Source organism: Mesoterricola sediminis, from assembly GCF_030295425.1.
GTDB lineage: Bacteria > Acidobacteriota > Holophagae > Holophagales > Holophagaceae > Mesoterricola > Mesoterricola sediminis.
Genome location: NZ_AP027081.1, coordinates 1,171,494 through 1,197,680 on the forward strand (window position 1 = coordinate 1,171,494; position 26,187 = coordinate 1,197,680).

Sequence of the window (26,187 nt, forward strand, 5' to 3'; positions counted from 1 at the left end):
CGGCCCCCACGCGATTCGAGGCCCGGGGCGGGCCCTGGTGGCCGCGACGCCCTTCCTCGAACCCCTCGCCCCTGGAGTTCCCATGCATCCTGCCCACCTGGTCTCTTCCACCGCCCCCCGGACGCCGTTCCAGGGATGGTGCTGGCGCGGGGCGGACCTCGCGCCCCGGGAGATGGCCGCGTATGTGCCGGGGGCGGTCCTCAGGCACCTCGGCCCCGCCGCAGCGCGGACCGGGGCGCCCCGCGACTTCCCGATGATCTTCTGGATTCACGCCTGGGAACGCTGTGCCCGCATCGGGGACACCGGGACCGTCGTCTTCGAGCCGGACGCCGCGTTCCGGGTGGTGCGGGTGGACGTCATGACGGACAACCGGCTCTGCTGCTTCCTGGAGCAGGACGCTGCCGGGGGCGGGGACCTGGAGGCGGCCTATGAGGCGCGCCTGCTGGAGACCCTGCCCAGGCCGGCCCCGCCCGACCCGGAGCTGATCGAGGCCTTCGCGGGGCCCTTCGCGCGGTGGTCCATGGATGCGGTGCCGGGCGATCCTCCCCTCTTGGGTCAGGTGTACGAGGCCGAGGAGGCGGTGCGCTTCGCCAGTGCCTGGTCCGGCGTCGACGCGGAGGTGGTCCGGCGCGTGCTGGAGGCCAAGGCCCGCTACCTGATGCTGGCGGGCCTCGGCGGCTGCGAGGAGGACGATGGCCTGATCCGGGAGCGGGAGGCGGTGCGCCACCTCCTTCCGGAAACGCCCGGCGTGGTGGATGACCGGGAGACCGATTACGTGGTGCTGGCCACGGACCTCGACGAGGAGACGGTCCTGCGCGTCACCCAGGGCGAGACGGCCTACCTGGAGGGCCTGGGGCTCCTCACCTGGGAGGGGGACGCGGATCGCGAGGCCGCCCTCGGCGCGCCCGTCCTGGATGGCGATCCCGGCGGCCGGGAGGGGGACGCATGGGAGGATTCGCCCCTGCGCGAGGGGCAGGAGCACCCCTGGGGGGGGTTCCGGCTGGCCTACCAGGTCGCTCCGTCCTTCGCGCCCGCCTACGGGCTCACCGTGGACCACGACCAGGGCCAGACCCACCTCCGCTTCCACCTCGCCGCGGACCCAGGCGCGCGGAAACCGGCCCTGAGGCCGCCCAGCGTGCTCCTTCCTCCGGAGGAGGTCCACCTCCTCGTCTCCGGCCTGCGGCGCCTCCGTATCGCGCCCTTCGCCCCGTCCAAGGACGGGCTGGATGGGGTGACCTTCTCTCTCCGGATCCAGCATGGGGTCGACACGGCGGAGTTCTGCTGGTGGTGCGATCTACCGAAGGGATGGGGCGGCCTCCGCCGGATCCAGGAGCGGCTCGAGGCCTACTGCGCGACCTATTTCCACTTCCCGCCCGAAAGGAGCTTCCGATGACCCTCCACCCCCGCCTCGATCACCACCAGCAGCCTGTGAGGATCGCCAGGCCCCACACCCCCACGCCTCCCGGGACGTGGCCGGATCCCGCCGCGCTCGCCACGGTCATCCCCGACGGGCCCCTGCCGGAGCAGCTGAACGGCGTGCCCTTCTCGCCCTGGAGCGGGGCCCCGGCCGGGAACGCCGGCTGGCAGGACCTGGCGGAGCCCTGCGCCTTCCCGGAGCCGCCCTTCGAGGCGAAGGGCATGAAAGCCGCCGCGGGCGCGGTGGTGGTGGAGCCCGACGGCCGGGTGTGGGTGGTGGCGCCCAGCAATGCCTTCGGGGGCTACCAGGCCACCTTCCCCAAGGGCAAGGCCGACGGCATGGGCCTGCGCGCGACGGCCCTCAAGGAGGTCTTCGAGGAAGCGGGGCTCCAGGTGGAACTCGTCGCGCACCTGGTGGACGTCCCCCGCAGCACCTCCCGGACGCGCTACTACCTGGCGCGGCGGAAGGGCGGGACGCCCGCGGCCATGGGGTGGGAGAGCCAGGCGGTGCACCTGGCGCCCCCGTCCAGCCTGAAGGGCCTCCTCCACCACCCCAACGACGCGCCCATCCTGGAAGCCCTCCAGAAGGCCCATCCCCTTTCCTAGGAGCAGACCATGTGGATCTTCCTCAACGACGCCTTCCTCTCGATCGTGGACAAGGGCGGCGACGGCACCACCCTCCTGGTGCGGGCCCGCCGCGAGGGTGACCTGGAGCGGGTCTTCCCCGGGGCCCAGGTGGAGCGGACGCCCCGCAATGACTACCGCTACCGGGCCCGCGTCGACCGGGAGGCGGTGGCCCAGGCCCTGGCCGCCGCCGTCCGCGGCATCGCGTACGGCAACTTCAAGGATTCCGTTCAGGACAGCGCCCGGCACGACGCCTACCTGGAGGTGTGGCGCGCCATGTACGCGTTCCAGCGCGCGAGCCCGCCTCCGTCGCGTTCCTGATCCGGCTTCCGCGGAAGCCTGGGCGCGGAAGGGGCCTACCGGAAGAAGATCATGGCCATGGCGAAGGCGCCAAGGAAGCCGCAGACGTCGGCGACGAGGGCGCAGGGAAGGACGGCGCGGGTCTTCTTGAGGCCGATGGCGCCGGAATACAGGGCGATGACGTAGAGGGTGGTGTCGGTGCTGCCCTGGAGGAGGCAGGAGAGGCGGCCCGTGAAGGAATCGGCGCCGAAGGTGCGCATGGCGTCCAGGGTCAGGCCGCGGGCGGCGCCGCCGGACAGGGGCTTCATGAGCATGGTGGGGAAGGCGCCGACGGCGCCCTCGGGGAGTCCGGTCCACCGGACGCAGGCCCAGATGCCCTTCACGAGGAGATCCATGCCGCCCGAGGCCCGGAAGACACCGACGGCCACGAGGATGCCCACGAGGAAGGGGATCAGGGAAAGGGCGGTCTGGAAGCCCTCCTTGGCGCCGTCGATGAAGACCTCCCAGGCGTTGACCTTGCGCAGGGTGGCCAGGGCCAGGAACCAGAGGATGGCGCCCAGCATGAGGGCGGTTCCGAGGGTGGTGGAGGCGGCCTCGACGCGGTCGTGGGGCAGGCGGAGGAGCAGGGCGACCCCGCCCCCGAGCACGGCGGCCAGGCCCAGGAGCCACCCGAGCAGGACGGGGTCGGCCAGCTTCAGCCGCTGGACCAGGGCCACGGTCAGGAAGCCGCCGGCGACGGAACAGGCGCTGGCCACGAGGATGGGCAGGAAGATGTCCGCGGGGTTCCGGGCGCCGGAGGCTGCGCGGATGGCCATGATGCTGATGGGGAAGAGGGTGAGGCTGGCCGCGTGGAGCACCATGAACATGACCTGGTGGTCGGTGGCGGTGCCGGGATGGGGGTTGAGGGTCTCCAGCTCCTTCATGGCCTTGAGGCCGGCGGGGGTGGCGGCGTTGTCCAGGCCCAGGAGGTTGGCGGCCACGTTCAGCACCATGGCGTCCGCCGCCGGATGGCCGGGGGGCAGGCCCGGGAAGACCCGCTTCAGGAGGGGGGAAAGGGCGCGGGAGAGAAGGCGGACGGCACCCGCCGCCTCGCCCACCTTCAGGATCCCCAGCCAGAGGGTGAGAGCGCCCGTGAGGCCCAGGGCCACCTCGAAGCCCGTCCTGGCGGCGTCGAAGGAGGCCTGGGCCATGGCGGCGAACACGTGGGGGTCGGCGCCGGTGAGCCAGCGCCAGGCACCGAGGGCGCCGGCGAGGAAGAAGAGCCCGAGCCACACCACGTTCAATGCCATCCCGCCTCCCCCTGCCGCCCTGTCCTGGTTGGACCTGTGCTGACATGGTAGCCGCACCCCCGGCCCCGGCGTTCCGCCGGGACCGGGGGCGCGGGGCGGGGCCGGGGCTCAGGCCTCGTCGCGGAGCCTGGGCTGCCGGGGCACGGTCAGCATGATGGAGCCGATGGCCACCAGCACCATGACGAGGTTGAAGAGGAGCGCGGCGAAGGCCGCGGCCCGGACGGCGGTGTTGTCCTGGCGCCCCTGCATCGCCAGGAACTCGCCCATGAAGCCCGCCCCGGTCTTCGCGCCGCTGAAGGCGGTGAAGATGGCGAGGGACACGGCCGCCCCGATGGCCCCGCCGAGGGACGAGGCCATCTTGTAGATGCCCGCGCCGGACCCGGCCTGGTCGGGGGGGAGGTTCGCCAGGGCGGCGTCCGTGGAGGGGGTGGCGTAGAAGGCGAGGCCGAGGCCGAACAGCGCGTAGGCCACGGCGGCGAGGACGCGGTACTGGGCCAGCATGAGGTGGGTGGGCAGGAGCAGGACGCAGGAGGCGGCCACGATCAGCGAGCCCCAGATCATGGGCCTGCGGGGGCCGAAGCGCTGCAGGAGCTTCTCGCCCAGGCGGATGAAGGCGATGATCGTCAGGGCGTACCCGAGGGTCAGCAGGCCGGCCTCGGAGGCCTTCAGGCTCCCCCCCACCTGGAGGAGCTGCTGGCTGACGATGAGCAGGCCGATGGTGCCGTTCAGGAGGAAGTTGGACAGGGTGGCGCCCGTGAAGGTCATGTTCCGGAACAGGCGGAAGTCCACGAAGGCGTTCAGGGCCTTGCGCTCGACCTGGACGAAGGCCCAGAGGCCCAGGGCCCCCACCGCCGCCAGGCCCAGGGTGGCGGGGCGGGTCCAGCCCAGCCGGCTCCCGAAGATCAGGACCACCATCAGGGCGACCATGGCCACCAGGAAGGTCGCCACCCCCGGGACGTCGAAGCGGTGGTGCCTGCCGGAGGCCTGGGCCTTGAGTTCGGGGGTGGCGCGGATCAGCAGGTAGGAGACGGCGGAGATGACGATGGAGATCAGGAAGATGGAGCGCCAGCCCACGAGGGTGGCCATGTAGCCGCCGAAGATGGAGGCCAGGCCCGAACCGCCCCAGGATCCGATGGACCACATGGAGACGGCGCGCTGGCGGGCCTTGCCGTCCCAGCAGGTCTTCACCAGGGCCATGGTGGCGGGCATGATGCAGGCGGCGGACAGCCCCTGGATGGCGCGGCCCGCCAGCATCAGCGGCAGGGCCAGGGCGCCCGAGGCGCACACGATCAGGAGGGAGCCCAGGATGCCCAGGCCGTTGCCGATGAGCGCGACCTTCACCCGGCCGACGCGGTCGGCCATGCCCCCGAAGAGGACGATGAAGATGCCGGAGAAGAGGGCCGTCACGGACACGGCCAGGTTCATGAAGACCGGGTCCAGGGCGGGATGGGGCCAGGCCTTGGCGCCGGGGGGAAGGGGGCCGTTGAGGTCCTGGAGGATGGCCGGGGCGATGGTCCCGGTGGTACCGGCGAAAAGCCAGAAGGTGACGACGCCGAGGACGATGCCCCAGAGCAGCCGCTCGGTGCCGAGGTCCTGGGAGGAACGGGTTTCGGTGGTCATGGGGTGCCTTTCGGGAGGTCAGGCGGCGAGCCAGGTCCCGGCGGCGGCCAGGAGGGTCTCGATGCCGGTTCGCAGGGTCGGGTCCAGGGCCGGGGCCCAGTACGGGGAATGGGGTCCGGGCAGGGCGTCCAGGGTGCCCTCCCGCGCCGCCGCGTCGTAGGCCTCGGGGGAGGTGCCGCCCACGAACCAGTAGCAGTAGGGCGTGCCCCAGGCCTGGCCGAAGCGTCCGAAGTCCTCGCTGGCGCCCACGGGGCGGGCCTCCGAGAGGAGGTCGCCGAACTGGGCCCGGAAGGCCTCGGCCACGCGCCGGGTGACCTCGGCGTCGTTGAGGGTCAGGGGAAAGTTGTTGATCGGCTCGAACTCGGGGTCCCGGGGCGCGTTGGAGGCCCTCGCCTCGGCGATGCAGACGCGGCGGATGGCCGCGAGCAGGTGCTCCCTGACCGCGAGGTCCGTGGTGCGGACGTTCAGCTTGATCACGGCCTCGGCGGGGATGATGTTCTCGGCGTGCCCCGCGTGGAACTCGCCCACCGTCACCACGGCCTGGGCCTGGGGCGCGACCTCCCGGGCCACCAGGGCCTGGAGGCGGAGGACGGCGGCGGAGGCCATCACGATCGGGTCGATGGCGTTCTGGGGCATGCCGCCGTGGCCGCCGGCCCCGAAGAACCGGACCTGGAGGCTGTCGCCCGCGGTCAGGAGCTGCCCGGCCTTGCACGCGACGGTCCCGGCCCGGTACTGCAGCAGGTGCTGCCCGAAGATCACGTCGGGACGGGGAAACCGCGCCACCAGGCCGTCGTCGAGCATGGCCTGGGAGCCGGTGCCGGTCTCCTCCGCCGGCTGGAGGACCACCAGCACGGTGCCCCGCCAGGCATCCCTGGCCCCGGCCAGGACCTGGGCCGCGCCCAGGGCCCAGGCCAGGTGCATGTCATGGCCACAGGCATGGGACACGGGCACGGGCTCGCCCTTGGCGTTGAGGCCTTCGCAGGCGGCGGCGTAGGCCAGGCCGGTCTGCTCCCGGATGGGCAGGGCGTCCATGTCCGCCCGCACCATGACGGTGGGGCCGGCGCCGTTCTCCAGGAGGCCCACCACCCCGGTGCCCCCCACCTGCTCAACCACCCGGTAACCCGCGTCGCGCAGGCACGCGGCGGCGACGGCGCCGGTGCGCGCCTCCTGGTGGGACAGCTCAGGGTGCTGGTGGAAGTCCTTGTACAGGGCTTCGACGCGGGGCAGGACCCGCGCGATGAGGGGCCGCAGAGGGTCGACGAAGGGGTTCATGGGGGGGACCTCCCGGATCTGGACGCATCCAGGATCGGTTCCCCGTAAGCTCACCAAAAGGCATTATTTATTCAAAGGTGAACACCAAAAGTGGTCATGCGCCGCGCTTGCCGCAGCCCTTGCGGCCGGCAGGAGAGGCGCACCAGCGTGCGACCTGGTGCTTCATGAGGTCGGCGAAGGCCCTGGCCACGGGGGTGAGGGGCACGTCCACCCGTGTGATGAGGCCGATGTCGCTGGGGGGCGGGGGGTCCTGCAGGGCCACCGCCCGGATCCCCTGGGTTTCCGGGCAGTCGAGCAGACCCATGGGCATGAAGGTGATGACATCCGTGTTGCGCACGAGGCTCAGGGCCGAAAGGACGGATTCGCACTTGAGGATGCGGGCGGGGGCAGGCAGGCCGGCCTCGCTGAAGTACCCGAGGAGGCGCGTGCCCAGGCCGTGGGTGCCGAAGCTGGTGGCGAGCCACTCCTGGTCCTGGAGGTCCTTGAGGCGGCGGGCGCCGGCGCAGGGGTGGCCCTCCCGCAGGACCACGGCGTTGGAGGCCCTGAACCAGTGTTCGAAGGCCAGGTCCTCACCCACGGCCTCCCCGGCGATGACGAGCACGCCGAAATCCAGGTGGCCCTGGCGGACGCCCGGAAGGGCGATCCCCTCCAGGCCCTCCACCACGTGCAGTTTCACGTGCTTGAAGGTGCGCCGAAAGGCGGCCACGGCGTGGGGCAGGACGGTCAGGGCCACCAGGGGGGTGACGCCCACCGCCACGCTCCCTTCATCGGCGCCCTTGGCCTGCTGGATCTCGGCCCGGGCGAGGGCCGCCTGGCGGAGCATCAGGTCAGCCCGGGCCAGCAGGCGCCTGCCGTCCACCGTGAGCTGGATCCCTCGCACGCTGCGGTGGATCAGGGCGGTGTCCAGGTCCTGTTCCAGTTCCTTGAGGGCCTTGGTGAGGGCGGACTGGGACAGGGACATGCGGCGGGCGGCGGCCCGGATGCTTCCCGTTTCCACGGCCGCGCGGAAGGCCTCGAGTTGGTGGAGCTTCATGGGGCCCCCTCCTGGTGAACACTTTTGGTGGTCATTCTACCCAAAATTATGCCTTTTGGGGTCCGGGGGCGGAGCCCATACTTCCCCATCGAACCGGACAAGCATGGGCGCACGGACGCCCCAACGTAGGGGCCCCACCCCCTGACCTGGGGGGTGCGCATGGGCCTTGGCCTCCACCTGATCCAACCCAGGAGCGATCCATGTCTCACCTGCCGCAAGCTGCCGCAATGCCGGCCGGGGGCACCGGGAAGGGATACGTTTGCCCCCCCAGCGTGCTGTTCGGGATGTGCATCGCCGTTTCCATCTATTGGCTCTTCGCCCTGTCCATGAATCCGCTGGTGCCGAGCATCGCCCGGGACCTCCACCTGCCCCTGGGCGTGGCGGACCCCAACCTGGCCCTGGCGGTCAGCTTGGCTGGATTGACGGCGGGCATCTGCATCATGCCCATGGGGGGGCTGGCCGACCAGTTCGGGCGCATCCGCCTGACCCGGATCGGCCTGGGCGTGGGCCTGGTCGGCGCGTTGCTTTGCGGCCTGGCACCCAGCATCGGGCCGCTGGTGGCCGGGCGGTTCTTCCTGGGGCTGTCGGCGGCCATCGTCATGCCCGCCACCCTCGGCCTGGTGAAGGTTTATTACGGCGATGCCGAGCGGCCCCGGGCCATCACGTACTGGTCCCTGGCCACGGCCGGCTGCGCCAGTTTCTCGAGCCTCTTCGGGGGCATCCTGGCCACCCACGCGGGCTGGCGCTGGGCCTTCCTCCTGGCCGTCCCCTGCATCCTGGGGGCCTTCTTCCTGCTCCGGTCCGCGCCGGAGCGGAAGGCCCCGGCCACGGGCCGGCGGCCCTTCGATGGGGTCGGGTTCTCGGCCCTCATTCTCGGCCTCCTGGCGCTGAACCTCTTCATCAGCAAGGGCAAGGCCTGGGGCTGGACGAGCCTGCCCACCCTGGGCAGCCTCGGCCTCTTCGCCCTGATGCTGGCGATCTTCATCCCGAACGAACGGCGCCAGGCCGCTCCCATCGCCGATCTCTCCCTGTTCCGCAGCCGGGCCTTCACCGGGGCGGTGGTCGCCAACCTGTTCGTCAATTCCCTCCTGGGGGTGCTGGTCGTGATCATGATCTACCTGCAGAAGGGCCGGGGCCTGTCCGCCATGCAGGCGAGCCTCCTGACCTTGGGCTACGCCTTGGCGGTGCTGGCCCTGCTGCGGGTCGGCGAGAAGGTGGCCCGGATCACCGGCCCCCGCCTGCCCATGATGCTGGGCGGCCTCAGCCTCATCGGCCTGGTGGTTCCCCTCGCCTGTACGTTCGTTCAGAGCAATGTGCTCTATTTCACCTGGGTCTTCATCGGCCTCGCCTTCCTGGGCGTGGGGCTGGGCCTCTTCATGACCCCGGCAACGACCCTGGCCATCAACGAGGCGCCCGCGGACAAGGCGGCCCTCGCCGGCGGGATCTTCAAGATGGGCAGCTCCCTGGGCGGCGCCTTCGGCATCGCCATCCACCTGGCCATTTTCGGCGCGGTCCTGCAGAGCACCGGCAGCCTCCACGCGGCGGCCCGGACCAGCATCGCCTTCGGCCTGGTGGCCGCGGTCCTGGCCTGCCTCGTCCCCAGCTTCCTCACCCCCACCCACGCCGCGTGAGTTCCCTTCCCCGAGGAGTCCCCATGAAGCGCCTTCCCGCCCTCCTGCTCTGCGCCGGCCTGCCCGCCCTGGCCCAGGCCCCCGCGAACCCCCTGTCGATCGCCACCGACGCGTTCTCCGCCACCCTCTACGGGCTCCTGGACGCCGGGGTGGGCTACATGCCCCACAGCCTCAACTGGGATGGCACCTTGCCGCCGAGCACCGCGCCGGTGGCCCTGACGGGCCGCAAGGCGGTCTTCGGCATGTTCGCCGGCGGCGTCTCCCAGTCCCGGTGGGGCATCCGGGCCTCCGCGGACCTGGGCGGCGGCTGGAAGGCCATCGCCCACCTGGAAGCCTGCCTCGTGGGCACCTCCGGGGTGGTGGGCAACTCCGCCGTCGGCCTGGCCAGCAACACGGCCCTGGGTCCCGGCTGGGCGGGGGATTCCGCCGTGAACAACCAGCTCTTCGCCCGCGCCTGCTATGCGGGCGTCAGTTCGGAGCGCTACGGCACCCTCACCTTCGGGCGCAACATCAGCCTGATGATGGAGAACGCGGTGGCCTACGATCCCCTCGGCGCGGCCCAGCTGTTCTCGCCCCTGGGCTTCTCGGGCACGTACGGGGGCGGCGGCTCCACGGAGCAGTCGCGGGTGGACAGCAGCCTGAAGTACAAGGTCAGGCTCGGCGCCTTCAACCTGGGGGCCCTGTACAAGTTCGGCAACGTGGCCGGCGCGCCGGGGGCGCAGAGCGGGATCCAGGCCAATGCGGGCTACGAGCGGGGCCCCCTGGGCCTCCAGGTCAGCTACCAGGCCTCCCAGGACGCCTTCGCCCTGGGCAGCCCCAACGGCACCACCCAGCCGCTGGGCACGGTGGTGGCCACGGCCTTCGACACGGCCTCCTGGATGGCGAACCTCAAGTACGGCTTCGGTCCCGTCACCCTGAAGGCCGGGTACCAGCGCCTCACGTACACGAACCCCAGCCATCCCGTGGAGGACCAGGCCCTGGACAGCCTGTTCTCCGTGCTCATCGCCAAGCCGGTCAACGTCACCCGGTACGCCAACGGCGCCCGCAAGCTGAACGTCACGTGGCTGGGCGGGTCCTGGGACGCGACGTCCAGGCTCGTGGTCCAGGCCGCCGTCTACCACGTCGACCAGAACGATCATTCCGGCGGGAACCCCATCGCCTCCGCCAAGCACGGGACGTCCAGGTACGTGTCGGTGCTCGTGGACTACCGCATCACCCGGCGGTTCGAGGTCTACGCCGGCCACATGGGCAACGAGGCCTCGGGCGGCATGGCGATCCCGGGCTGCTACACCACCAACGGCCTCACCGGCGTGGGGTTCCGCTTCGCTTTCTAGACGGCCCGAACCTCCTGCCCCGCCGGCGCACGCCTGGAAAGGGCCGTGAGGGGAGGGCATGTTCCGGGATCGGATCAGGAGCGAGGGGACGGGGCGAGGGCTGGTGTGCCTCCATGGGCTCGGCGGGAGCGGGAAGGTGTGGGAACCGCTCCGCTCCGACCTGGCCCGGGACCATCAGGTCGTTTGCCTGGATTTGCCGGGGCATGGGGGGACGCCCCTGCGGCAGCCCCGCGTGGACCTGGAGGACCTGGCGGACGCGACGGCGGCGGCGGTGGACCGGTTGGACCTCCCGGATCCGGTGCTCGTCGGCCATTCCCTGGGCGGGTACATCGCGGCCCTGGCCGTGCGGCGGCACCCCGCCTGCGCCCGGGCCCTCGTGCTGATCGACCAGACGTTCCGCCTCGAGGCCCCCCTCCCGCCGGCGGCCCTGGCCGCCGTCGCCCGGGACCCGGAGCCGGTCCTGCGGGTGATGCTCGGCAGCAGGGCCGCTTCCCCCGCCCAGGGGCGGGCGCGGGTCGCCGAGGCGCTGGCGGTGGGCCCCGAAGTGCTGCTGGGCTACCTGGCGAGCCTGGGGCGCGGGGAGGGGGCGGAGCTCGCCGCCGGCCTGACCGTGCCCGTCCTGGTCTGCGTCCGGCAGGCGCCCGAACCGGGGTCCCGGGCCTTCCGCGCCTGGATGGCGGCCCAGGGCCTGGACCGGATACCTCGGGTCGCCGTGGCGGTTTTCGCGGGCGCCGGGCATTGGATCATGCTGGACCGCCCCCGCTCCCTGGCGGGGGCCATCCGGGAACTGGAGGCGCGGCTGGCTAGCGCGCCGCGGCCAGGGCCGCCTCGAGGGGGGTCTCCTCGCCGGTGGTGAGGTTGACGCGCAGGAGCCGGGTCTCGCCATGGATGGGGACCACGGAGGCCGCGCGGACGAGCCAGCTGGACACCTTGGGGTCGGTGGGGACGAGGTCCACCATCAGGCCCTTGGGGGTGAACCGCCAGCCCTTCACGGTGACTTCGTCCGCGCTGCCGACGTCCTCGCGCAGGAGGGCCCGGGAGCCGGGGGCGGGGAGGGTGGCCCAGTCCTCGTCGCCGGCGGGGACGACCGCAGCCTGGCGGCAGGCCTTCTGCTTCGTGGCCAGGGTCAGGTCCAGGAGGGCCTGCAGCCCATCGGTGAGTTCCTGGCTCGCGTCGGGGTCGTCCTCGGCGAAGGCCAGCGCGGTCTCGATCACGTCGGGGAAGGCCTCGATGAGCTGCTGGGTGAGCCGGAGGCTCCCGTGGGCCGCGTCGTAGACGCAGAGGCCGCTGCAGACGCCCAGTCCGTTGGGCCCTTCCTGGGTATAGAACTGGCCGAGTCCCAGGTCGCGGGCCGCGATGCCGAACTTGGCGCAGAAGGCCAAGAGGAGGGCCTGCCCGAGCTCCTCGGTGAGCACGGCGCGGTCGTCGAAGTACCAGCAGACGCCGGTGGTCTCGAAGAACCGGGTCAGGGGGCGCTGGGCCCAGGCGCAGTCGGGCCCGTACTGGACCTGGAGCCGGGCGCTGCCCCGCTGCTCCGTGAAGCCCACGATGCGCTCGCTGACCTGGACCTCGGCCTCGGCGATGAAACCCTCCTCGCTTGCGGTCAGGTTCAGGGTGCCGCCCGTGAACTTGGGGAAGACCTTGCTCTGGAGCGTGGCTTTCGTCGTGACGCGCCTCTCGGGCTTGACGCTGATCTCGCCGTTGCGCAGCTTGTATTGGAAGACCCGGTAGGGCCGCCCCATGTAGTAGTAGACCGCCCCCGGGAAGGCCTCGCGCAGGGACTGGGAGAAGGAGACGCTGCCGAGGGGCTGGAGGTGGGGCCCGCGCTGGAGGCGGATGGCGAGGCTCTTCTCGATGCCGGAGCGGACCGGAAACTCCAGGTGCGGGCCGCCCTGGGCGCGCTGCTTCAAGGGGTAGAGGTCCTCGGGGACGGCCAGCGACGGGTTCAGCTCGTTGTCCAGGAGGCTGCTGAACAGCTCCGGCAGGTTGGAGAAGACGCTCCGGTCCACGGCCCGGGGGTCGGCGGCGGAGAGCTCGAAGGCGGCGCACAGGGCGTTGGCGTACTGGACGTAGCGGTTCTCCAGGTAGAGCCAGCTCTCCTCGACGGGGCGGGCCAGGAAATCCTCGAAGGACTGCCCCCCCGCGGTCGCGAGGCCCCGGTCGTCGACCACCAGGCAGATGCCGTAGGCCCGCCGCCCGACGCGCCCCGCTCGCTGCCAGAAGGCCTTCATGGAGGCCGGGATCCCGAGCATGACCACGATGTGGAGGTCGCCGATGTCGAGCCCCAGCTCAAGGGCGCTGGTGGACACCACGCCCAGGAGCTCCCCCTTCTCCATGGCCGACTGGATCATCTTCCGGTCATCATCCTCGTAGCCTGCGCGGTAGGGGAGGACTGCGGCCCGCTCCAGGCCCTCGGGGGCAGGCTCGTCCTCGGAGCCTTCGGGGGCGCCTTCGGACCGGGAAAGGGCGGAGACGATCTGTTCGACCATCTTCCTGGAGTCGGCGAAGGCCAGGAAGCGTCCCGCGCCCTGCTTGAGGAGGGCCCGCAGGAGGCCCACGTGCTGCTCGAAGGCGCCCTTCCCGGCGGGGCGGAGCAGGAGGAGGGTCCGGCCCGGGCGCCCCGTGCCGTCCGAATCCTGGTCGAAGACGGTCATGGTCCGGCCCGTGAGCTTTTCCAGGAAGGTGCCCGGATCGCCGACGGTGGCGGTGCTGGCGATGATCTGGCGGAGTGCGCTCACGGCCTGGAGGCGGTGGAGGAGGTAGGCCATGTTGGTGCCGAAGACGCCCTCGTAGACGTGGGCCTCGTCCAGGACCAGCAGGCGGAGCTCGGCAAGGAACCGCCGGACGGCGGCGTGCTCCAGGTGGCTCAGCATCCAGGCGTGGAGCACGTCGGGCGTCATGAGGATCACCGGGTGCTGCTCGAGGAGGGCAGCCCGGCTCGCGGGGGGGACGCTCCCATCGATGAAGGCGCAGGAGAGGCCCAGGGGATCGAGCAGCCGCCTCCATTTGTCGAGCTGGTCCTGGATGAGGGCCTTGACCGGGTAGAGCGCCAGGACCCGGGTGCCGGGGCGGCTGAGCACCGCGTGGAGGGCGGTGGCCATGAAGACGAGGCTCTTGCCTGAGGCCGTCGGGGTGGCGAGGCACAGGTTCTCCCCGGCGAGGCCGGCGGCGATGCCCTCGGCCTGGTGGGCATACAGCCCCTGGGGGACCTGCTGGGCGAGGAGGGCCCGGAGCCTGGGGTGGAGGCCTTCGGGGAGGGGCCGCACCCGGGCGGGGCAGCCAGGCAGGGTCACCTCGGCGCAGGGGTCCAGACCCAGGGCCAGGGCGGCGGTTCGGATCGAATCGAGGGATCGGGCAGCATCCATGGGGAACTCGCGGGGCCTTCCGGGGCCGGGGGAAAGAAGACCGGGGAACGGTCCTGCTGTCGGGGGGATGAACGCCTCAGTATGATGGGTTCGCTAACCTTTGGCACGGAAAGGTTAACCGTGCAGGCCCAGGTGCGGCCGGCCCCTGCAGGATAGGGCCGACCGCGCGACAGGGGCTGTCCTGGCGCGCGGGGGATTCCACCTGGAATCGGATCCCACGTTTGGTTTTCAGGCCGGGGCGGAGACGGAGCCCGCCAATCGACGGGCCTCCTCGGTGACGGGGGCGGGGAAGCCCGACAGCTCCAGAAGCCGGATGGCGTTGCGGGTGTAGACGGGACCCGGCCGCAGCCGGTAATCGAAGCCGAAGGCGTCACCGGTCACCTGCTCCGCGAAATGGTGGACGTCGAATCCGTCGGCCAGGGCCTGGCCCACCTCCAAGTCGTGGGTGGTGACGAGGACGAGGTGGGTGGCGCCCAGGTGGCGGAGCAGGGCGGTGGAGGCGGCGACCCGCTCGACGGTGTTGGTGCCGCGGAGGATCTCGTCGATGAGGAGGAGGTGGGGCCGGGGGGTGTCCGCGAAGGCCTTCAGGCGCTGGATCTCCACGAGGTAGTAGCTCTGGCCCGCCTCGAGGCGGTCCTCCCGGCGGATGGAGGAGGCCACCGGCAGGCGGGGGAGGGTGGCCTGGGCCGCCCGGACCAGATGCAGGGTCTGGGCCAGGACCAGGTTGACGCCCACGGTCTTGATGAAGGTGGTCTTGCCAGCCATGTTGGAGCCGGTGATGAGGACCGAGCGCCCGCGCACGGCCAGGTCGTTGCCCACCGGGTCCGCCAGGAGGGGGTGGGTCAGGTCCCGCACGTCCAGGTCCCGGCCGGTCCCGAAGGCCGGGGTGATGAAGGCTCCGGGCGCGGCGTCCAGGACGGCGGCGATGGCCAGGTCCGCGTCCAGCTCGCCGAGGGCCTCCAGGGCGGCCAGCAGGTCGCCGCGGTGGCGCAGGAGGGCTGGGACGGCCCAGAGGAAGGCCACCACGTCCAGGAGGAAGAGGATGTTCAGGTAGCCGAAGACGACGGCCGCCAGCTCCGGCAGCTGGCTGCGGTCCACGGCCAGGGTGCTCAGGCGCGCCTGGACGCGGGCCAGGGCCGGCCGGAGGGCCAGGAGCCGCGCCCGCGCGGGAAGGGGGGGGCCGCCGGGGAGCGTGGCCAGGGCGTCGGCCGCGGCGAGGAGGGCGTGGAGCCGGGAGAAGGCCGGGCCATGCACGGAGAGCCGGCGCCCCACGGTCTCGTTGAGGACGATGTTGACGAAGAGGAAGGCCAGCGACGCGATCAGGAGCCAGGGTGCGACCAGACCCCCCAGGATGCAGGCGAGGGGGGCCAGGGCGCAGGCGATGTAAAGCCCGGGGCTGGGCAGCTGGTCGGGCAGGCCGTGGATGAGGAAGGGGGCCAGGAAGGGGGTTCCGGGGCCGCCCAGGGGCGCCAGGACCCGCCGGGCCCTGGCGGCCCAGGCCGGGTCCGCGCGCAGGGCCGCGTAGGCGCGGGTCCGGGCCTCCAGGTCGGCGTCGTCCGCGGCCAGGACGCGCAGGCGCCGGTAGAGCATCTGGCTCCCCATCCAGCTCGCGGTCCGGTCAAAGCGCCGGAAGACCTCGTCCAGCGCCAGGTCGGCCCAGGTGTCGCCGTCCACCGTCCCGGGCGCATCGCCCAGGGCCTGGTGGTAGAGCCGGACGAGGTCCAGGTCGCGGGGTTCCGGGGGCGTCGGAGGCATGGGGGATCCAGGGCCCCGCGGGGATCGATGGTCCGGGGGCGCTGGGACAGCATACCCGGCGATGGGCGCCTACGGGCCCAGGCGGCGCTTGGCGAGGCGGGGGTCGGCGAGGGTGCAGGGACCGGAGACGCACCCGCCCTCGCAGCCCATGCCCTCCAGGAAGCGCGCGGGGCCCTTGCCCGACGCATAGGCGCGCAGGGCCTTCTGGGTGTCGGGGCCCAGGCCCGCCAGGGCCTCCGAGGCCGGGGCTTCGCCGGCGAGGTGGGCGAGCACGGCGGCCCGGACGCCGCCTGCGGCGGCGAAGCCGCGGCCGGCGGGGCTGGCCTGCAGGTCGGGGTCGACGGGGGCGCAGGCGGCGATCTCCAGGCCGCGGGCGAGGAAGAGGGAGCCCAGTTCCTCAACGGTGAGCACGTGGTGGGCCCCGTCCCCCTCCAGGACCTCCCGGCGCTTGGCGACGCAGGGGCTGATGAAGACCCGCCTGGCCCCGGGAAAGCGCGCCTCGGCCAGGCCCGCGGCCACGGCCAGGGGGGTGGGGGTGGCGGAGATCCGGGGGGCGAGGGCGGGGAATTTGGCCCGCACCAGCCCGGTGAAGGCGGGGCAGCAGCTGGTGGTCAGGACGGGCTCGCCGGCCTCCAGGCGCTCGACGAGCTCGGCGGCCTCCTGCCGGGCCACGGCGTCGGCGCCGGCGGCCACCTCCACCACGCCCTGGAAGCCGGCTTCCCGCAGCGCCCCGGCGAGGTGGGGCAGGGACACGTCGAACTGGGTCGCCAGGGCCGGGGCGAGGAGGGCGACCAGGGCCTCCCCCCGGGCGAGGGCCCCGGCCACGTCCACCAGCTCGGACACCTCGGCCACGGCGCCGAAGGGGCACTTGGCCAGGCACTGGCCGCAGGCCACGCAGCGGGCCCTGTCGATGACCTGCTTGCCGTCCTCGCCCCGGGCGATGGCTCCGGCCGGGCAGGCCCGCTCGCAGGGGGCGGACAGCTTGTGGATGGCCTGGAAGGCGCAGAGGTCGCGGCATTTGCCGCAGTTCACGCAGGCGGCGGGATCGATGACGGCCCGGCCGTACTCCAGGCGGATAGCGTGCTTGGGGCAGGCCAGGGTGCAGGGGCGGGCAGCGCAGCCCCGGCAGGCGTCGGTGACCGTGTGGCGGCCCCGTTCGCAGGCGCTGCAGGCCTCGTCGATGACGGTGAGAAGGCGGTCGTCCCTGCGGCGGCGGGCCAGGGCCTCCCGGGCATAGGCGGCCAGGGGCTTGAGCTCGTCGGTCTCGTCCTCGGCGCCGAAGCCCAGCAGGGCCATGATCCGGTAGCGGAGGATGGCCCGCTCGCTGTGCACGCAGCACCGGAGGGGATCGGGGCGGGGGTGGCGGGGGCGGAGCTCCAGGGGGAGGCGGTCCACCCGCTCGGCCAGGGTGCCCTCCTGGATCCCCCGGGCCAGGTGGACCATGAGTTCGCGGCGCAGGCGGCTGGTCTGGGTTTCGTTGGGCATGGGTTCCTCGTGGGCGCCCGGGGGCGCCGGCAGGCTGCCGCCTCGCCTCTAGCGAGGCGGCGGACGTGGGGCCGATGGGGGTCAGCCCAGGCGTTCTTCCAGGCGGGCCACCACCTTGGCGACGGTGGCGCGCCCCATCAGTTCGTCCCCGATGAGGACGTAGGGGGCCTCCAGGCCCCGGCCTTCCCGGCAGTGGTCCAGGCAGCGGGCGCCGCGGACGCGGACGCGCCCCCGCAGGCCCTCGGGCAGCTGGTCCTCCAGCAGGAGGAGGCCGGTCCCGTCCATGACGGTGCAGGCGGTTCCGGCGCAGATGGTGACGGTGAGGGGTTCCATGGCGATCCTGCTCAGAAGTACGAGGTGGCGGTGGTCTTGAGGTGGCGCTGCTCGAGCAGCGCCGCGATGCGCTTGACGACGTTGCGGCGGATGTCCAGCTCCACGGGGAGGGCCGGATCCTGGTGGGCCTCGTTCACGCGGGTGCCCACCATGAAATGGATGACGTCGCTCTCCAGGAGGAGGTCCATCATCCGGCTCGCGGCGTTGCGGCGGGGGGCGGCCCCGGCCTCCAGGTACTCGGCGACCTTGCCGAGGGTGAGGCAGCCTTCGGTGACGAGCTCCACGCCCGGCATGGTGGAGGGCACCGGGACCTCCCGGTCGTACTGGCCGAGGTCCATCTCCACTTCCAGGCCCAGCTCGCGGGCCACGATGGTGGACGTGGTGCCGCCCGAGACCACCTTCCGCACGCCCGGGGTCCGGGCCAGCTCCGCGAATTCCCGGTCCCGGGCCTCGTCGTAGGGAGGACCCGTGAGGACGTAGAGGGTTCGGGGGTGACGGAACTGGATGATGCCGCAGGTGATGTCGTCCCCCGCGGTGCCCCCGTCGTTCCAGAGGGCCCGGTCGACGAGGAGCTCGCTGAGCCGGCGCGCCCCGATGTCCGGGTTGCGCCGCACCTTGCCCAGCAGGAAGTCGCGCATGGGTCCCTCCCCCCAGCCCAGGGGATGGGCGTCGCTGCCCATGCCCGACTGGGTCACGCCGTCGGAGCAGAGCACGATGCGGTCGCCGATCCGGCTCTCGAATTCGCTCACGTGGAGGCGCCGGTTCCCCCAGCGGGGATGCGTGTGGCAGCGGCGCTCCACCTCGGCGGCCTCGCCGTCGCGGACGAGCAGGAAGGGGGGATTCCCGTGCTCGAAGATGCGCGTCCGGCCGTCCACGCGCGCGTCCACGATGGTGAAGGTGGAGTAGCTGACCCGGCGGACCGCATCCACGGGCAGGGAGTCCATGAGGATGGTGGCGGCGCGCTCGGTGTCGATGTTCCAGGCCACGTATTCCTGGGCCATGGCGGCGGTGACCGATCCCAGCACCGCCGCCTCCGGGCCCGAGCTGAGGCCGTCGGCGAGGACGGAGACCACGCGCCCCTCCTCGATCTTGCGGCTGAGGAAGACGTCGCCGGCGAGCCGCTCGCGGTCGCAGGCCAGGGCGTGGTGGTCCACCTCCACGAAGAGGGCCTCAGGGGCGGGGCTCATGGGCACCTCCCCCGGTCCGCTCCTGTCCGGAGAACTCGGCGATGATGGAGTTGAGGATGCCCTCGGAGCGGGCCGCGTTGCGGCCCAGGCTGAAGGCGATCTCCTGGACGTTGCCGAGCATGTTCTGGATCACCAGCTCGGCCTTCCCGATGACCTGGCGGCGGCGCTCCTCCTCGCCCGTGACGTCCAGGAGGAGGGCGCCCGCGACCTGGTGGGGCTCCACGGCGAAGATCGTGGCGCTGAGGACCTTCTCGCCGCACTGCAGGTTCTGGCGGATGATCTCGTCCCCGCCGGCCAGGACCTCCCGGAACCGGTCGCCGAAGGGCACGAACTTCTCGAGCCGGGCGTCGGCGAGGCCGGGGATGGCCTGGTAGGCGGTCAGGGCGTCCTCGCCCATGATGCGGGCGAACTCCTCGTTGCTCTCGATGATGCGGAGGTCCTGGTCGACGATCACCACCCCCAGGGGCAGGGTGCGGAGCAGGGCGTTGGCCTTCTTCTCGGCCAGGCGCCGCAGGTTGGAGACGCACATGAGCCCTTCCGCGTCGCCGGCCAGGATGGCGGAGGCCAGGGCCCTGCAGGTGTCGTACCCGCAGGCGCCGCAGTTGAGCTCGTCCCCGGCGCAGCGCTTCCCGATCTGGTGCAGGGCTGCCTCCAGCTGGTCGTCCCGGAAGACCGGGCCCGCCTGCGGACGCGGGTCGTAGGTCCGCCCCAGCCCGGGGCCCCAGGAGCGGGGGTAGGCGCCGGGCTCCGTCCGGGCCGCGTCCAGGATGCGCATGTAGGCCTCCACGGGGGAGCGCCGGGTGGCCTTGGGCCCCCGCACGCAGCCGCCTTCGCAGGCCAGGAGCTCCAGGAACAGGTTGCCCTCCGCCGGGGGGCGGAGGCCTTCGAGGGCCTCCCGGATGGCGGTGACGCCCGCGAGGGTGAGGAAGCGCGTCCGGTCCGTGGCCATGTTCAGGCGGGTGGCCCGGGCCATGCCGCCCTCCACGGGATAGAAGGCGCCCTCGGCCGCGGGGCCTCCGGCGAAGGCGTCGTCCGGCCCCGGCTCCAGGTCGGCGGGCGCCAGGCCCGCGTCGTCCAGCCAGGTCCGCAGGTCCTCGAAGGTGAGGGCCGCGGCGAGGAGGCCGGGGTGGCTCTCCGCCTCCAGCTTCTTGCCGATGCAGGGGCCGATGAAGACCACCTTGGCCTCCGCGCCGAAGGCGCGCTGGAGCATCGCCGCGTGGGCCTGGGCCGGCGAGGCCACCGGGGTGAGGTGGGCGGCCAGGTCGGGGCGGGTGCCGCGCACGAGGCTCACCGCCACGGGACAGGCGGTGGACAGCCAGAGGCGGCCCTTCTCCCGGTCCAGGTCGCGGGCGATGCGGGCGCTCACCTCCTGGGCGCCCAGGGCCGTCTCGCCGGCCCCGGCGAACCCGAGGCGGCGCAGGGCGGCCGCCATGCGGGCCGGGGCCAGCCCGGGGAACTCGGAGATCCAGGAGGGCGCCAGGGACGCCACCACGGGGCCGCTTCCGGCCACCAGGCCCTTCACCCGGGGCAGGTCGTCCCGCACCCGCTTCGCGCCCGCGGGGCAGGCCTCGACGCAGGCGCCGCAGGCGACGCAGCGCTCCGGATCGATGGCCGCGTGGCCCTGGGCCACCCGGATCGCCTTGACCGGGCACTGGCGCAGGCACTTGTAGCAGTCCTGGCACTGGGCCGCTTCGGAGCGGACGGGGCCGCTCCTCACAGCACCCGCTCCAGCAGGGCCTCCAGGGCCTCGGGAGACACCCCGTGGACGAGCTCGCCGTCCAGGCGGAGGTTGGGGCCCTGCTGGCACATGCCCTCGCAGCGGCTCCCCTTGAGGGTGACCCGGTCCTCCAGGCCCCGCGCGCGAAGCCATTCCTGGATGTGGGGCAGATGGTCGTCATTGCCCCGGGTGAAGCAGGAGCTGCCGAGGCAGACGGTGAGGACCGGCTTGGGGGCGGCGGGCGAAGCTTCCGCCGGACCCGGGCCGGGGCCCGGGTGCGGTTCGTTGGCTGGCATGGGGACTCCTCAGGGAAGGGGGAGGCGGTTCAGACCGGGACCTCCCCGATGGGGGCCGGCACGACCCGCCCCTGGGCGGACAAACGTGCGGAAAGGACGGCGAGGCCGACGGCGATGTCCTGGTTCTGGACGATGACGGCCGGGGGCAGGTCGAGGGTCGCGCCGGTGAAGTTCCAGATGCCCTCGATGCCGGCGGCCGCCAGGCGGCGCGCGGCCTCCTGGGCCGCCTCGGGGGAGACGGTGAGAATGGCCATCCGGGCGCCCAGTTCGGGGAGGCGGGCTTCCAGCTCGTGCATGGGGTGCACGGGGATGCCGTGGACCTCCCCGCTCCGGGGATCGAGGTCGAAGGCGGCGCGGATCTCCAGCCCGTGGTTGGCGAAGCCCCGGTAGCCCAGGAGGGCCTGGCCCAGGTGCCCGGCCCCCACGAGGATCGCGGCGGAGACCCGGTTCCAGTTGAGGTGGCCCTCGATGGCCTCCACCAGCTCGGAGGTGCGGAAGCCGATCTTGGGGCGGCCCACGATGCCGATCAGGCCGAAATCCTTGCGGACCTGGACCGGGTCCAGGCGGAGGAGCTCGCCCAGGCGGGCGCTGGAGACCACCTCCCGGCCCGCGCGGTGCATCTCCCGCACCACCCGCAGGTAGTTCGGCAGCCTCTGGACGGTCGTGAGGGGGAGCCCTCCGATCCGGTACCCGAAGACCATGGGTGCCTCCTGGCGGTTCGGATATCGTTCAATTGATATCGATACCGCAAGATCAATTGTGCCCCGGTCCGGACGGATGTCAAGGCCCGTGCCGGATCCTGCAGATGATAGGGCTCGACTCAACCAGGCATCCCGGCTGAGGCCAGGTTGAAGGTTGGATCAGGGCCATCCCCGTCATCCTGCCCATCTGCGTTCATCCGCGTTTCCGCAGGGCCAGCCAATGGTCGGGTAGGCGCACGCCTGACCTGCACGCGCCGACCCACGCCTTCCCTGGCCCTGCGGAAACGCGGATGAACGCAGATGGGCGGGGTGAACGGGGATCTGGCTTCAGCAGGCTGGTTCATTCGAAAGCCAAGGCTGGCTGTCCCGGCCCGAATGCCCTTGGCCAGGGTGCCGCTCTGCAGTTGGCCCGACTCGGGCAGGAACCGCGCCAGGACTCGGCGGAAGGGCTCCCACCCGGGGGGAGATGGTGACAGGCGGAGGACAGATCTGGCTCGACAACAATAGGAAAATCAGATTTTGCGAAGGGTGCAACCTCTATTTCAGGTCCTCAACGGCTGGATCCGGCCTCAGGCCTGCCAGCAGCGCCGCGTGGAAGGTCGCCGGGTCCTGGATCTGGGGGGCGTGGCCCAAGTCGGGGAAGGGCACCAGCACGGCGCCGGGGATGGTCTTGGCGGCCCGGCGGCCCAGCTCCGGGTAGTGGCCCAGGCGCGCCGCCACGGCGGGGGGGGCCGCATCCTTGGCGATGGCCGTGGTGTCCTTCTGGCCGATCAGGAGGAGGGTGGGGACCTTCAGCTGACCGAGTTCGTACACCACGGGCTGGGTGCAGATCATGTCGTAGATGAGGGCCGAATTCCACGCCACCCGCTCCCGTCCGGGTCCCTGGAACAGGCCCGCGAGCATGCGCACCGGGGCCTCGAACTCGGGCCGCCATTGGCCCGCGTAGTACGTGGCCCGCTCGTAGGCGCGGAGGCGTTCGGCGCTGAAGGCCAGTTCCCGCTGGTACCACTGGTCCACCGTGAGGGCGGGGACCCCCTCGGCCTGCCAATCCTCCAGGCCGATGGGGTTGGCCAGGACCAGGTGCTCCACCTCCGCGGGGAACATGAGGGCGTAGCGGACCGCGAGCATGCCTCCGGTGGAATGCCCGACCAGGACGGCCTTCCGGATCCCCAGGGAGGTCAGGAGGGCCCGGGTGTTGTGGGCCAGTTGGCGGAAGCTGAACTGGTAACGGGCCGGCTTGGTGGATTTCCCGAACCCGATCTGGTCGGGCGCGATCACCCGGAAGCCCGCCTGCGCCAGGGCGCGGATCGTGCCCTCCCAGGTGGCGGCGGTGAAGTTCTTGCCGTGGAGCAGGACGGCAGTTCGGCCATTGGGCTTTTCCGGGGCCACGTCCAGGTAGGCCATGGCCAGGTCGAGGCCCTGGGACCGGAAGGCGTACCGATGCACTGGGAAGGGGTAGTCGAAGCCCTCCAGCTCGGGGCCAAAGGCGGCCGGAGCCTGGGCGGCCAGGACGGCGGGGACGAGCAGCGTGATGGCGCGCGGGCGCATGGGCACCTCCCGGGCCCAGGGTACACCGGGGGCGGCGAGGCGGCGGTTAGCGACCGACCGACCATGGCCCCCCGGTGCCCCAGTCCGGGCGGGCGCCGGCTGATACCCTGGAGGCATGGGTCTCGAACTGCTGGCGCCGGCCAAGAACGCGGAACAGGGTCTCCTCGCGCTCCGGTGCGGGGCGGACGCCCTCTACATGGGAGGCCCCCGCTTCGGGGCACGGGCGGCCGCGGGCAACGGCCTGGCGGATTTCGAGGTGCTGACCCGGGAGGCCCGCCTCTGGGGCGCCAAGGTCTTCGCCACCCTCAACACGATCCTCTACGACGGGGAGCTGGAGGACGCGCGCCGCCAGGCCTGGGCCCTGTACGAGGCGGGCGTGGACGCCCTGATCATCCAGGACATGGCCTACCTGGAACTGGACCTGCCGCCCCTGCCGCTCCACGCCAGCACCCAGGCCGCCTGCGACAGCCCGGCCAAGGTGGCCTTCCTGGCCGGGGCGGGCTTCACCCGGGCGATCCTGGCCCGGGAACTGGGGCTGGCGGACATGGCGGCCATCCGCGCCGCCGCCGACATCGAGCTGGAGGCCTTCGTCTTCGGGGCCCTCTGCGTGGGCGAGAGCGGGCACTGCTACCTGAGCGGCTCCATCTGCGGCCGCAGCGGGAACCGGGGCGAGTGCGCCCAGCCCTGCCGCGCCCCCTGGAACCTGCTGGACGGGACGGGCCGCGTCCTCGTGCGGGAGAAGCACCTCCTCAGCATCCGGGACCTGGACCTGTCCGGCCATATCGAGGCCATGGCCGACGCGGGCGTCACCAGCTTCAAGATCGAGGGCCGCCTCAAGGACGCCGACTACGTGAAGAACGTGGTCAGCCACCTGCGCGGCAAGCTCGACGCCGTCCTGGCGCGTCGTCCGGAGCTGGGGCGGGCCTCCCTGGGCACCGTCGCCGCCGCCTTCGCGCCCGACCCGGCCAAGACCTTCCAGCGCGGGCTGTCCTCGTACCGCATCGACGGCGCGCGCCGGTCCATGGGGACGCCCCACGCGGCGCGCCACCTGGGCGAGCCCGTCGGCGTGGCGAAATCGGTCCAGGGCGACCGGGTCGTGCTCGACGTCCCCGCCGACCTGCACCCCGGCGACGGCCTCGCCTTCGTGGACGGGGCCGAGGTGGCGGGAACCGTGGTCAACGCCGTCGAGGGCCGCCAGGTCTTCGTGCAGGACCCATCCCGGATCCGCCCCGGCGCGCGCCTCCACCGGAACCTGGACCTCCACTGGCTCCGCGCCCTGCGCGCCGCGAAGGTGGACCGCCGGATCCCGGTGGCGGCCCGCCTGGACTTCCCGGACGGGGAGGCCCGCCTGCGGCTGGAGGACCCCAGCGGGCTCGCCGTGGAGGCCCGCGCCGCCGGAACCTTCCCGCCCGCCCAGGATCCGGCGCGGGTCCAGGAGGCCGCGCGGGAGGCCGTCGGCCGCCTGGGCGGCACCCCCTTCGCGCTGGCGGCCTTCGACCTGGCCGAGCCGCGCTTCGTGCCCGTCAGCGCCCTCAATGCCCTTCGGCGCGAGGCGGCCGGAGCCCTGGAGGCCCTGCGCCGGGCCCCGCGGCCCCGGGAGGGGCGCCGCGCGCCCGCCCCGGCGCCCCTCCCCGCCGGCGAGCTGGACCTCACCTGGAACGTGGCCAACGCCGCCGCCCGCGCCTTCTATGAGCGGGCCGGGGCCCGCGTGCTGGAGCCCGCCGCGGAGCTCCAGGCCGACCTGCGCGGGCGGGTGGTGATGACCACGCGCCACTGCGTGAAGTACGAGCTGGGCTGGTGCTCCGTCCATCCCAACCCCGAGCCCTGGCGCCGGCTGGACGAACCCGAGGGGCCCCTGTTCCTGGAGAACGGCCCCACCCGCCTCCGCTGCCGCTTCGACTGCGCCCGCTGCCGCATGGAACTCATCCTGGAAGGGGAGGCCCGGGCTTGAAGGGGGACCCCGGCACCGGGCCCCTGCCGCCGGGCCCCTGGGACGTGGCCGTCGTGGGCGGCGGGCCCGCGGGGCTCCTCGCCGCGGGGCGCGCCGCCATGCTGGGCGCGCGGGTCCTGCTGCTGGAGAAGATGGAGAAGCCCGCGCGCAAGCTGCGGATCACGGGGAAGGGCCGGGCCAACATCACGAACATGCGGCCCCTGGAGGAGCATCTGCGCGAGATCCGGCCCGAGCCCCGCTTCCTCCGGGGCGCCTTCGGGGCCTTCTTCAACCGCGATCTGGTGGACCTCCTCGCGGCGGAGGGCGTCGAGGTCCGGGTGGAGCGGGGGGATCGGGTCTTTCCCGCCAGCGGCCGCGCCTGGGACGTGGCCGAAGCCCTGGCCGCGTGGGCGGTCCGCCAGGGCGCGGTCCTGGTGCCCCGGGCCCGGGTCGAGGCGCTTGTCGTCCACGACGGGGTCTTCGCCGGCCTCGAGGTGGTCCGCACCGGGTCCGGCCTCCGGCAGCGCGTGGAGGCGCCGCGGTGCGTCCTCGCCACGGGCGGGCTGTCCTACCCGGGCACCGGCTCGACGGGGGACGGCCTGGCCTTCGCCGAGGCCACGGGCCACCGGCTCACGGCGCCTTTCCCCTCCCTCGTGGGCCTCCGGACCCGGCCGGCCCTCGAGGAGGTCCAGGGGCTGGACCTGCGCAACGTGGCCCTCACGGTCTGGATCGACGGCCGCAAGCAGGACACCGAGTTCGGCGAGGCCGACGTCACGGCCCGGGGCCTGGGGGGACCGATCGTCCTCCGCCAGAGCCGGCGCATCGTGGAGGCCCTCGCCGCCGGCCGGCGCGTGGAGGCGGCGCTGGACCTCAAGCCCGCCCTCGATCCGCCCACCCTGGAGGCCCGCCTCGCCCGGGAACTGGAGGCCCGCCGCACCTGCGGGGACCTCCTGCGGTCGCTGCTGCCGCCGCTCCTGGTGCCCGTCTTCCTGGCGCGCCTCGGGCTCGACGCGGCCGCGCCCGCCGCGCGGCTCCAGGAGGGCCTCCGCCGGCGCCTCCTGGCCCTCCTCAAGGACTTCCGCCTGGAGGTGGTGGGCCACGGCGGCTGGGAGGAGGCCATCGTGACCGCCGGCGGCGTCTCCCTGAAGGACGTGGATCCGCGCACGCTGGCCTCGCGCCGGGTGGCCGGGCTCCATTTCGCCGGCGAGGTGCTGGACCTGGACGCCAACACCGGCGGCTACAACCTGCAGATCGCCTTCTCCACCGGGTGGCTCGCGGGCGAGGCCGCGGCCCGCGCGATCCTGAACCCCGGCGAATAGGTCCATTAGGATCCTGAACATCGCGGCCGGAT

At 72.7% G+C, this 26,187-nt stretch carries 21 protein-coding genes; 8 read left to right on the forward strand and 13 right to left on the reverse strand.

What is annotated here, in order from left to right; all coding sequences use genetic code 11:
* The first annotated feature begins 82 nt into the window (after positions 1-82).
* The 3 genes from R2J75_RS04980 to R2J75_RS04990 are packed head-to-tail and all read left to right on the forward strand — an operon-like array spanning position 83 to position 2,361.
* Positions 83-1,393 (forward strand): hypothetical protein, encoded by a 1,311-nt coding sequence (locus R2J75_RS04980; RefSeq protein ID WP_316411192.1) that lies wholly within the window; start codon positions 83-85, stop codon positions 1,391-1,393.
* Positions 1,390-2,022, forward strand: a complete 633-nt coding sequence (locus R2J75_RS04985; RefSeq protein WP_316411193.1) for an NUDIX hydrolase — start codon at positions 1,390-1,392, stop codon at positions 2,020-2,022. The genes R2J75_RS04980 and R2J75_RS04985 overlap by 4 nt, the downstream gene beginning before the upstream one ends.
* Before the next feature lie 9 nt (positions 2,023-2,031).
* A complete protein-coding gene (locus R2J75_RS04990; protein ID WP_243331617.1) occupies positions 2,032-2,361 on the forward strand; it encodes a hypothetical protein in 330 nt (109 codons plus the stop codon).
* Between the two features lie 35 nt (positions 2,362-2,396).
* Here the strand turns inward: R2J75_RS04990 and R2J75_RS04995 are convergent, their stop codons facing one another.
* The 4 genes from R2J75_RS04995 to R2J75_RS05010 all read right to left on the reverse strand — a co-directional run bounded on the left by R2J75_RS04995 (position 2,397) and on the right by R2J75_RS05010 (position 7,554).
* Entirely contained in the window at positions 2,397-3,629 is a 1,233-nt protein-coding gene (locus R2J75_RS04995; RefSeq protein WP_243331619.1) for a hypothetical protein, read from the reverse strand.
* 108 nt (positions 3,630-3,737) lie between these two features.
* The gene (locus R2J75_RS05000; RefSeq protein WP_316411194.1) at positions 3,738-5,249 is read right to left on the reverse strand and encodes an MFS transporter; all 1,512 of its coding nucleotides are present in this window, start codon (positions 5,247-5,249) and stop codon (positions 3,738-3,740) included.
* Between the two features lie 18 nt (positions 5,250-5,267).
* A complete protein-coding gene (locus R2J75_RS05005) occupies positions 5,268-6,521 on the reverse strand; it encodes an amidohydrolase (RefSeq protein WP_243331624.1) in 1,254 nt (417 codons plus the stop codon).
* Positions 6,522-6,615: 94 nt separating this feature from the next.
* Positions 6,616-7,554 carry a LysR substrate-binding domain-containing protein gene (locus tag R2J75_RS05010; RefSeq protein WP_243346221.1) on the reverse strand — a complete coding sequence of 313 codons (939 nt, stop codon included), beginning with the start codon at positions 7,552-7,554 and terminating at the stop codon, positions 6,616-6,618.
* 227 nt (positions 7,555-7,781) lie between these two features.
* On the opposite strand from R2J75_RS05010, the gene R2J75_RS05015 reads away from it, so the two are divergent.
* The 3 genes from R2J75_RS05015 to R2J75_RS05025 are packed head-to-tail and all read left to right on the forward strand — an operon-like array spanning position 7,782 to position 11,375.
* The gene (locus tag R2J75_RS05015) at positions 7,782-9,185 is read left to right on the forward strand and encodes an MFS transporter (protein ID WP_316411600.1); all 1,404 of its coding nucleotides are present in this window, start codon (positions 7,782-7,784) and stop codon (positions 9,183-9,185) included.
* A gap of 23 nt (positions 9,186-9,208) precedes the next feature.
* Entirely contained in the window at positions 9,209-10,519 is a 1,311-nt protein-coding gene (locus tag R2J75_RS05020) for a porin (RefSeq protein WP_316411195.1), read from the forward strand.
* A gap of 58 nt (positions 10,520-10,577) precedes the next feature.
* Positions 10,578-11,375 carry an alpha/beta fold hydrolase gene (locus R2J75_RS05025; protein ID WP_316411196.1) on the forward strand — a complete coding sequence of 266 codons (798 nt, stop codon included), beginning with the start codon at positions 10,578-10,580 and terminating at the stop codon, positions 11,373-11,375.
* Here the strand turns inward: R2J75_RS05025 and R2J75_RS05030 are convergent.
* The 9 genes from R2J75_RS05030 to R2J75_RS05070 all read right to left on the reverse strand — a co-directional run bounded on the left by R2J75_RS05030 (position 11,323) and on the right by R2J75_RS05070 (position 23,023).
* A complete protein-coding gene (locus tag R2J75_RS05030; RefSeq protein WP_243331635.1) occupies positions 11,323-13,884 on the reverse strand; it encodes a DEAD/DEAH box helicase in 2,562 nt (853 codons plus the stop codon). The genes R2J75_RS05025 and R2J75_RS05030 overlap by 53 nt on opposite strands.
* A 228-nt stretch (positions 13,885-14,112) precedes the next feature.
* Positions 14,113-15,639, reverse strand: a complete 1,527-nt coding sequence (locus tag R2J75_RS05035) for a MutS-related protein (RefSeq protein ID WP_316411197.1) — start codon at positions 15,637-15,639, stop codon at positions 14,113-14,115.
* 69 nt (positions 15,640-15,708) lie between these two features.
* Positions 15,709-17,124, reverse strand: a complete 1,416-nt coding sequence (locus tag R2J75_RS05040; RefSeq protein WP_316411198.1) for a monomeric [FeFe] hydrogenase — start codon at positions 17,122-17,124, stop codon at positions 15,709-15,711.
* Positions 17,125-17,205: 81 nt separating this feature from the next.
* A complete protein-coding gene (locus tag R2J75_RS05045; RefSeq protein WP_243331650.1) occupies positions 17,206-17,457 on the reverse strand; it encodes a hypothetical protein in 252 nt (83 codons plus the stop codon).
* Between the two features lie 11 nt (positions 17,458-17,468).
* Positions 17,469-18,644: a SpoIIE family protein phosphatase gene (locus tag R2J75_RS05050; RefSeq protein WP_243331651.1), complete on the reverse strand. Its 1,176-nt coding sequence runs from the start codon at positions 18,642-18,644 to the stop codon at positions 17,469-17,471.
* The gene (locus tag R2J75_RS05055; RefSeq protein WP_316411199.1) at positions 18,628-20,361 is read right to left on the reverse strand and encodes a [Fe-Fe] hydrogenase large subunit C-terminal domain-containing protein; all 1,734 of its coding nucleotides are present in this window, start codon (positions 20,359-20,361) and stop codon (positions 18,628-18,630) included. The genes R2J75_RS05050 and R2J75_RS05055 overlap by 17 nt, the downstream gene beginning before the upstream one ends.
* Positions 20,358-20,657: a (2Fe-2S) ferredoxin domain-containing protein gene (locus tag R2J75_RS05060; RefSeq protein ID WP_243331656.1), complete on the reverse strand. Its 300-nt coding sequence runs from the start codon at positions 20,655-20,657 to the stop codon at positions 20,358-20,360. The genes R2J75_RS05055 and R2J75_RS05060 overlap by 4 nt, the downstream gene beginning before the upstream one ends.
* Before the next feature lie 29 nt (positions 20,658-20,686).
* Complete coding sequence (locus R2J75_RS05065; RefSeq protein ID WP_243346212.1) at positions 20,687-21,358, reverse strand: redox-sensing transcriptional repressor Rex; 672 nt, start codon at positions 21,356-21,358, stop codon at positions 20,687-20,689.
* A 537-nt stretch (positions 21,359-21,895) separates the two neighbouring features.
* Entirely contained in the window at positions 21,896-23,023 is a 1,128-nt protein-coding gene (locus R2J75_RS05070; RefSeq protein ID WP_394365880.1) for an alpha/beta fold hydrolase, read from the reverse strand.
* Here R2J75_RS05070 and R2J75_RS05075 point away from each other — a divergent pair.
* Both R2J75_RS05075 and R2J75_RS05080 read left to right on the forward strand, forming a co-directional pair.
* Positions 23,022-24,857 (forward strand): peptidase U32 family protein, encoded by a 1,836-nt coding sequence (locus R2J75_RS05075; protein ID WP_316411200.1) that lies wholly within the window; start codon positions 23,022-23,024, stop codon positions 24,855-24,857. The genes R2J75_RS05070 and R2J75_RS05075 overlap by 2 nt on opposite strands.
* On the forward strand, positions 24,854-26,155 hold the full coding sequence (locus R2J75_RS05080; protein WP_243331667.1) for a BaiN/RdsA family NAD(P)/FAD-dependent oxidoreductase: 1,302 nt from the start codon (positions 24,854-24,856) through the stop codon (positions 26,153-26,155). Before R2J75_RS05075 ends, R2J75_RS05080 begins: the two co-directional genes overlap by 4 nt.
* The last annotated feature ends 32 nt before the right edge of the window (positions 26,156-26,187 follow it).